This window comes from Halopseudomonas salina, from assembly GCF_014637955.1.
GTDB classification, from domain to species: Bacteria; Pseudomonadota; Gammaproteobacteria; order Pseudomonadales; family Pseudomonadaceae; genus Halopseudomonas; species Halopseudomonas salina.
The window spans coordinates 1-5,875 of sequence record NZ_BMFF01000013.1 but is presented as its reverse complement, the minus strand read 5'-3'; the positions used below and the strand labels follow the sequence as shown (position 1 = coordinate 5,875).

The window sequence follows — 5,875 nt, the reverse complement described above, 5'->3', positions numbered from 1 at the left end:
CCCCGCGCTGTTTCCAGGCGGGGCGTTTCAGTATAAGCGCTTGACGATGACCTACTCTCACATGAGGAAACCTCACACTACCATCGGCGATGCATCGTTTCACTTCTGAGTTCGGGATGGGATCAGGTGGTTCCAATGCTCTATGGTCGTCAAGCAATTCGTTGCTGTGGGGCGTTAGCCACACGGCGTAAAGGGGGTGGGCGGTGATAGTTGTATAGATTTAGCTTGGTAACCTGGATCTCATGCAGTTCCAGACTGTCGTTCATCGGTGTCATGACCACACCAAATTGCTTGGGTGTTATATGGTCAAGCCACACGGGCAATTAGTACTGGTTAGCTCAACGCCTTGCAACGCTTACACACCCAGCCTATCAACGTCGTAGTCTTCGACGGCCCTTTAGGGGAGTCAAGCTCCCGGTGAGATCTCATCTTGAGGCAAGTTTCCCGCTTAGATGCTTTCAGCGGTTATCTTTCCCGAACGTAGCTACCCGGCAATGCCACTGGCGTGACAACCGGAACACCAGAGGTTCGTCCACTCCGGTCCTCTCGTACTAGGAGCAGCCCCTCTCAAATCTCAAACGTCCACGGCAGATAGGGACCGAACTGTCTCACGACGTTCTAAACCCAGCTCGCGTACCACTTTAAATGGCGAACAGCCATACCCTTGGGACCGGCTTCAGCCCCAGGATGTGATGAGCCGACATCGAGGTGCCAAACACCGCCGTCGATATGAACTCTTGGGCGGTATCAGCCTGTTATCCCCGGAGTACCTTTTATCCGTTGAGCGATGGCCCTTCCATACAGAACCACCGGATCACTAAGACCTACTTTCGTACCTGCTCGACGTGTGGGTCTCGCAGTCAAGCGCACTTTTGCCTTTATACTCTACGCACGATTTCCGACCGTGCTGAGTGCACCTTCGTACTCCTCCGTTACTCTTTGGGAGGAGACCGCCCCAGTCAAACTACCCACCATACACTGTCCTCGATCCGGATAACGGACCAGAGTTAGAACCTCAAAGTTGCCAGGGTGGTATTTCAAGGTTGGCTCCACGTGAACTAGCGTCCACGCTTCAAAGCCTCCCACCTATCCTACACAAGCAAATTCAAAGTCCAGTGCAAAGCTATAGTAAAGGTTCACGGGGTCTTTCCGTCTAGCCGCGGATACACTGCATCTTCACAGCGATTTCAATTTCACTGAGTCTCGGGTGGAGACAGCGCCGCCATCATTACGCCATTCGTGCAGGTCGGAACTTACCCGACAAGGAATTTCGCTACCTTAGGACCGTTATAGTTACGGCCGCCGTTTACCGGGGCTTCGATCAAGAGCTTCGCCGAAGCTAACCCCATCAATTAACCTTCCGGCACCGGGCAGGCGTCACACCCTATACGTCCACTTTCGTGTTTGCAGAGTGCTGTGTTTTTAATAAACAGTTGCAGCGGCCTGGTATCTTCGACCGACGTGGGCTTACGTAGTAAATACTTCACCCTCATCGGCGCACCTTCTCCCGAAGTTACGGTGCCATTTTGCCTAGTTCCTTCACCCGAGTTCTCTCAAGCGCCTTGGTATTCTCTACCTGACCACCTGTGTCGGTTTGGGGTACGATTTCTAGTTACCTGAAGCTTAGAGGCTTTTCCTGGAAGCATGGCATCAACCACTTCTCTTTCTAAAAGAAAGATCGTCATCAGTTCTCGGCCTTGATCTCCCGGATTTACCTAAGAAATCAGCCTACCACCTTAAACACGGACTACCAACGCCGTGCTGGCCTAGCCTTCTCCGTCCCCCCATCGCAGTAACTACAAGTACGGGAATATTAACCCGTTTCCCATCGACTACGCCTTTCGGCCTCGCCTTAGGGGTCGACTCACCCTGCGTCGATTAACGTTGCGCAGGAACCCTTGGTCTTCCGGCGTGGGAGTTTTTCACTCCCATTGTCGTTACTCATGTCAGCATTCGCACTTCTGATACCTCCAGCCAACTTCTCAATTGACCTTCACAGGCTTACAGAACGCTCCTCTACCGCTCATCCTAAGATGAACCCGTAGCTTCGGTGTATGGTTTGAGCCCCGTTACATCTTCCGCGCAGGCCGACTCGACTAGTGAGCTATTACGCTTTCTTTAAAGGATGGCTGCTTCTAAGCCAACCTCCTAGCTGTCTAAGCCTTCCCACATCGTTTCCCACTTAACCATAACTTTGGGACCTTAGCTGACGGTCTGGGTTGTTTCCCTTTTCACGACGGACGTTAGCACCCGCCGTGTGTCTCCCGTGCTCGCACTCGCTGGTATTCGGAGTTTGCATCGGTTTGGTAAGTCGGGATGACCCCCTAGCCGAAACAGTGCTCTACCCCCAGCGGTGATACACGAGGCGCTACCTAAATAGCTTTCGAGGAGAACCAGCTATCTCCGAGCTTGATTAGCCTTTCACTCCTATCCACAAGTCATCCGCTAACTTTTCAACGGTAGTCGGTTCGGTCCTCCAGTGCCTGTTACGGCACCTTCAACCTGCCCATGGATAGATCGCCCGGTTTCGGGTCTATACCCTGCGACTAAACGCCCTATTAAGACTCGGTTTCCCTACGCCTCCCCTAGACGGTTAAGCTCGCCACAGAATATAAGTCGCTGACCCATTATACAAAAGGTACGCAGTCACGGAACAAGTCCGCTCCCACTGCTTGTACGCATACGGTTTCAGGATCTATTTCACTCCCCTCACAGGGGTTCTTTTCGCCTTTCCCTCACGGTACTGGTTCACTATCGGTCAGTCAGGAGTATTTAGCCTTGGAGGATGGTCCCCCCATGTTCAGACAACGTTTCACGTGCGCCGTCCTACTCGATTTCACGCTAAAGAGCTTTTCGTGTACGGGGCTATCACCCACTACGGCGGCCATTTCCAGGACCTTCCACTAAACTCTAAAACGCTTAAGGGCTACTCCCCGTTCGCTCGCCGCTACTTGGGGAATCTCGGTTGATTTCTTTTCCTCGGGGTACTTAGATGTTTCAGTTCCCCCGGTTCGCCTCACACACCTATGTATTCAGTGTGTGATACCCAGCTTATGCTGGGTGGGTTTCCCCATTCAGAGATCTCCGGATCAAAGTCTGTTTGCCGACTCCCCGGAGCTTATCGCAGGCTACAACGTCTTTCATCGCCTCTGACTGCCAAGGCATCCACCGTATGCGCTTATTCACTTGACCATATAACCCCAAACAATCTGTCGTTAGCCGAAGCTAGCGCCGATTATTCAAAGCGATATGTCATGACATGATTCACGACAATCCGGAACTTGCACTTGAGATCACAAGTTACCTTAGCCATAACGCGAGCAGTGAAACTCTCGTTATGTCTATATTTCTATCACCTTCCCACATTGTTAAAGAGCGACTGGCACAAAGACCAGACATCAACAATCCACTCGGAAACTTCCCGGTGATTGTTCATGTATGAACTCTGGCGTCTAGCGATATACGGTGTCTTGGTGGAGCCAAGCGGGATCGAACCGCTGACCTCCTGCGTGCAAGGCAGGCGCTCTCCCAGCTGAGCTATGGCCCCTTTTTCAAGACCTTCCACACCTCGACAATTGGTGGGTCTGGGCAGATTCGAACTGCCGACCTCACCCTTATCAGGGGTGCGCTCTAACCAACTGAGCTACAGACCCAATTGCCCGGGGACGCTCGAAACAGATAAGCCTAGACCTAGCTGCTACGGGTGAACTGTAGCTTGAGAGCTAAAGACCCTATCGCTTTCTAAATGAATCAAGTAATTCGTGTGAGTGCTTGACCGAGCGGTCAGTGATCTTTCGATTAAGGAGGTGATCCAGCCGCAGGTTCCCCTACGGCTACCTTGTTACGACTTCACCCCAGTCATGAATCACACCGTGGTAACCGTCCTCCCGAAGGTTAGACTAGCTACTTCTGGTGCAACCCACTCCCATGGTGTGACGGGCGGTGTGTACAAGGCCCGGGAACGTATTCACCGTGGCGTTCTGATCCACGATTACTAGCGATTCCGACTTCATGGAGTCGAGTTGCAGACTCCAATCCGGACTACGATCGGTTTTATGGGATTAGCTCCACCTCGCGGCTTGGCAACCCTTTGTACCGACCATTGTAGCACGTGTGTAGCCCTGGCCGTAAGGGCCATGATGACTTGACGTCATCCCCACCTTCCTCCGGTTTGTCACCGGCAGTCTCCTTAGAGTGCCCACCATTATGTGCTGGTAACTAAGGACAAGGGTTGCGCTCGTTACGGGACTTAACCCAACATCTCACGACACGAGCTGACGACAGCCATGCAGCACCTGTGTCTGAGTTCCCGAAGGCACCAATCCATCTCTGGAAAGTTCTCAGCATGTCAAGGCCAGGTAAGGTTCTTCGCGTTGCTTCGAATTAAACCACATGCTCCACCGCTTGTGCGGGCCCCCGTCAATTCATTTGAGTTTTAATCTTGCGACCGTACTCCCCAGGCGGTCAACTTAGTGCGTTAGCTGCGCCACTAAGAACTCAAGGTTCCCAACGGCTAGTTGACATCGTTTACGGCGTGGACTACCAGGGTATCTAATCCTGTTTGCTCCCCACGCTTTCGCACCTCAGTGTCAGTACCAGTCCAGGTAGTCGCCTTCGCCACTGGTGTTCCTTCCTATATCTACGCATTTCACCGCTACACAGGAAATTCCACTACCCTCTACCGTACTCTAGCTAAGCAGTTATGGATGCAGTTCCCAGGTTGAGCCCGGGGATTTCACACCCATCTTACTTAGCCACCTACGCGCGCTTTACGCCCAGTAATTCCGATTAACGCTTGCACCCTCTGTATTACCGCGGCTGCTGGCACAGAGTTAGCCGGTGCTTATTCTGTCGGTAACGTCAAGACTGATACGTATTAAGCATCAGCCCTTCCTCCCAACTTAAAGTGCTTTACAATCCGAAGACCTTCTTCACACACGCGGCATGGCTGGATCAGGGTTTCCCCCATTGTCCAATATTCCCCACTGCTGCCTCCCGTAGGAGTCTGGACCGTGTCTCAGTTCCAGTGTGACTGATCATCCTCTCAGACCAGTTACGGATCGCAGCCTTGGTGAGCCGTTACCTCACCAACAAGCTAATCCGACCTGGGCTCATCTGATAGCGCAAGGTCCGAAGATCCCCTGCTTTCTCCCGTAGGACGTATGCGGTATTAGCGTCCGTTTCCGAACGTTATCCCCCACTATCAGGCAGATTCCCAGGTATTACTCACCCGTCCGCCGCTCTCAAGAGAAGCAAGCTTCTCTCTACCGCTCGACTTGCATGTGTTAGGCCTGCCGCCAGCGTTCAATCTGAGCCATGATCAAACTCTTCAGTTTCAAACTGATTGGGTTTTGAAAAAACCCTAAACTTGGCTCAGCTTTATTACAAAAAACTCAGTGAATTCACAGAGTAACTTGCTTAGGCTGAAAATCTTTCGATCATCAAACCTCAAGGCAAGCACCCACACGAATTACTTGATTCACATTGTTAAAGAGCGTTTCGGTTCGCGTCTCCGCTTAACCAAGGTGGCGTATATTACGCTAACCTTCTAATCTGTCAAGCATTTTTGTGAGAAGTTGTTCATCACGTTTCTGCTTGATGGCCCCGAGATCAAAACCCTTTCTCGTGACCGGGAGGCGAATTCTACAGGAGTTTTAAGCCCCGTCAACCGCTTCCTTGAAACTTTTCAGATCTCTCTGACTTACCCGAATCAGCGATCGTGCTGCTGTCTCGGTGAGCGACGTATTCTACCGTCTCAATCTACCCTGTCAACCCCTAAATTATCGCTAACTTATTGATTGTAAAGCGCTTTATACAAAGCGCCCTGACTGGGCAGACGCGCATTATAGGGGCTGGGATTTTTCCGTCAAGGCTT

At 51.8% G+C, this 5,875-nt stretch carries 2 tRNA genes and 3 rRNA genes; all 5 read right to left on the bottom strand.

Features of this window, described 5'->3' with window-relative positions:
* Positions 1–38: 38 nt before the first annotated feature.
* Positions 39–154, bottom strand: a 5S ribosomal RNA gene (gene rrf, locus IEV54_RS17200).
* Positions 155–302: 148 nt separating this feature from the next.
* Positions 303–3,192: ribosomal RNA gene (locus IEV54_RS17195) — 23S ribosomal RNA — on the bottom strand.
* A 279-nt stretch (positions 3,193–3,471) separates the two neighbouring features.
* Positions 3,472–3,547: transfer RNA gene (locus tag IEV54_RS17190), tRNA-Ala, on the bottom strand.
* Between the two features lie 29 nt (positions 3,548–3,576).
* Positions 3,577–3,653: transfer RNA gene (locus IEV54_RS17185), tRNA-Ile, on the bottom strand.
* Between the two features lie 146 nt (positions 3,654–3,799).
* Positions 3,800–5,336 (bottom strand): 16S ribosomal RNA (locus tag IEV54_RS17180).
* The 16S, 23S and 5S rRNA genes sit together here with 2 tRNA genes alongside, the layout of an rRNA operon.
* Positions 5,337–5,875: the final 539 nt, after the last annotated feature.